We start from the raw sequence: 2,566 nt of genomic DNA, 5'->3' as shown, positions 1-2,566 counted from the left end.
TGCCCCTCTAATATAATTTCATATTTTCCATTTTTAATGGGGGTCCCTTTAACTTCAATTGTATTATCACTATAAGGAGGCTCTCCAACACCAGTATTTAAAACCAAACCAGAATCATTAGTGATATTGCTATCAACAAATAAGTCATCAACCAATATAACTTTCTCTATTTCAATTTTTTCATTGTATATTTGGTCAACATGCCCCACAGGCAACTCATTTGGTGAAATAGAAGGGGCATTGCTATATCCAACAAAAGCGAAGCTACTCAACAATATTATATTTTTTATACAGAATATTCTTAACATTAGCAGGAACAGTTTTATCCTCATCAATAATACTTTTAATATCATTCTTATTTAAATTTATCTTTTTTAAAATTTCTGGCAGCATCATACTATCGATTACCTCTACCTCTGATGGCTGTTTACTTATTTCCGGATTTTGTTCTTTAAAATCCAAACCCAAATCTCCGACCACATTAAAATATACTAAAACTCTTGTATTTAGAGAATCACTATCATTATATAATACTGTACCTTTAGGCAGTACATAATATCCTCCCTGACCTGATTCTTCACTAAGTGAATTAACCAAAATAGGTTTTTCTAATACATGTATCTCTTTCTTATCCATAAATAAATTTCCATTAAACAATAAAAAGGATAAAATCGTTCCTAATAAAAAGGTCAAACTATAACTAAATATTTTTTTGAAAAATAGCATTTCATCTTCTCATTCTCTCTGATGGTAATTTTGGCTGATTTTTTGCATGATAAAATTTTTTAACATTTACCTTAATAGCTACATCTTGGCTTTCAAGATAATCTTTAAGATTATCCAGTAAATACAAATAATTTGGTTCTTGATATTTTGCTTTCATTGCGGTTGACAACATTCGTTCAAGCACTTTTGTTGAATCAATATATTTACTAGAATTTTTGGTAAAATTTCTCAACCCTACATTCATTGCATTTAAACTTAATGTAGTGCAATTAGGTCCTAAAGCAAAATATGGATCAACCAATTTATATGTTGTCCTAATATCTGAAGTGTTTAACCTAATGCCCTGATCAGTTAATTTTTTAAAAAAATTCATAATATTAAGAACGCTTTGCGGCTGAACATAATAAATATACTCATAAGTTGTTCTTGTTTTGCTTGTTCCATAGCCACAAGCATTTTCACCTTGAATATATCTAGAAAAGCTCCACCATAATCTTAAAATCCCCTCACCTCTGGGGCTACTAGCGCCATTCAAAGTGATTCCTAACCCCAACTCTTCTGAGTAAGTCTTACCATATCTGCCAAAGTCATAGACAATGACTGGTACATCTTTATTTTCCGTAAATATTGCTACAGCCGTATGTCCATAAGGGGATTCATGCTCACCATCACCATATGAACTACCGATTAATAACGATATCTGATAAAGCCCGATAGGAACTTGATATTGTGGATCACTTTCAAAAGGAACTGTACGAATGGTCTTACTCACCCCCTACTCTCCCTTTATTTTTTTCAAAATTTCATCAACTTCATCATTTCCGATTAGCACTTCTAAATCGGTATCTTCCGTAGTTGTTATAATTTCTGTTAAACCATCAATATTAGTGATGCCTTGAAGGATTTCATTTGTTGTTTTATTTTTAACCCTATATTTGTAATAGCTTAATGGCTGACTAGAAATTTCATCGTGAAATAAAAAACGCCTATGAAATTTTTTACTTCTAAGATCTGGTAAAATCATAAAACTATCTTCTATTCTACCCCCACCCAAAAACTGATGCTGCCCAGCCTTACTCTCAAACTTTCCAGCAGTAGTCGGTAATACCCCAGCACCACTAATCTCAATTTGACTACCGCCCGCAGTTAGCACGATTTTCTTACTGGCCTTAATTTCAATTTGCTCTTCCGTGGAAATAATTTGAATGTCTTTACGCGCAATAACATCGAGTGCATCACCTTGAGCCTGTATCTCAACCTTGCCCTTGCCTGCATAGGCTCTTAGCCCGTCTTGTGCTGCAAAGAGACTTATTTTCTCACTGGCATGTGCAATCAATGATTTCTGCGTAGAAAGGTTAATACTCTCCCCTGCACTTTGGCTGATTTGGCCATCTGCTGAGAGATAAATATCTTCATTGCTGCTGACAGCTATGGAGTTTGGTGCAGAGAGAATCATGATGGCTTGTTTAAATGCATCTGCCTTGTTTTGATCTTGTTGTTCAATCTGTTCTAAGAAGCCTTTTAAGTTTTCTAAAACTTCTAGTGGATCTGTCTGTTGATTCTTCGCCGCTTCACTTAACGCTTGGCTATTATTTAAAGTCCCTTCAAGTTGTTGTTTGGCAGGTTGAGCATCCAGATGTGTACCTGCAGCTTGATCTTGTTTATGGCTACTGAGCAGTAATCCCTCACCTGCTCGAATCGCGCCCCATTGATCTGTTCGAAGCTCAAAGCCTTCTCCTCGTCCCTCACTTGTCTCTCTTTCTTTGGGGTGACTAAGGTTACCGAGGTTCAACTGAGTTGCCCCATGACTACTTTGTAGTTGAGTCGAGATTTGACCCGT

Annotated in this window: 4 protein-coding genes; all 4 read right to left on the bottom strand. The window is 35.4% G+C overall.

The features are described from left to right. A partial coding sequence (locus tag ACF8FD_RS01930; protein WP_392453005.1) for a hypothetical protein occupies window positions 1-209 on the bottom strand: 209 nt, incomplete at its 3' end. Window positions 210-264: 55 nt separating this feature from the next. Then, window positions 265-636: a hypothetical protein gene (locus ACF8FD_RS01925; protein ID WP_227509236.1), complete on the bottom strand. Its 372-nt coding sequence runs from the start codon at window positions 634-636 to the stop codon at window positions 265-267. Between the two features lie 91 nt (window positions 637-727). After that, on the bottom strand, window positions 728-1,498 hold the full coding sequence (locus tag ACF8FD_RS01920) for a hypothetical protein (protein WP_234304715.1): 771 nt from the start codon (window positions 1,496-1,498) through the stop codon (window positions 728-730). Between the two features lie 3 nt (window positions 1,499-1,501). Next, a partial coding sequence (locus tag ACF8FD_RS01915) for a DUF2345 domain-containing protein (RefSeq protein WP_392453003.1) occupies window positions 1,502-2,566 on the bottom strand: 1,065 nt, incomplete at its 5' end.

This window comes from Acinetobacter sp. TYF_19 (genome assembly GCF_043105125.1).
Classification (GTDB): domain Bacteria; phylum Pseudomonadota; class Gammaproteobacteria; order Pseudomonadales; family Moraxellaceae; genus Acinetobacter; species Acinetobacter johnsonii.
Note: the sequence above shows the minus strand (reverse complement) of the source record. Positions and strands in the feature narration are given on the sequence as shown.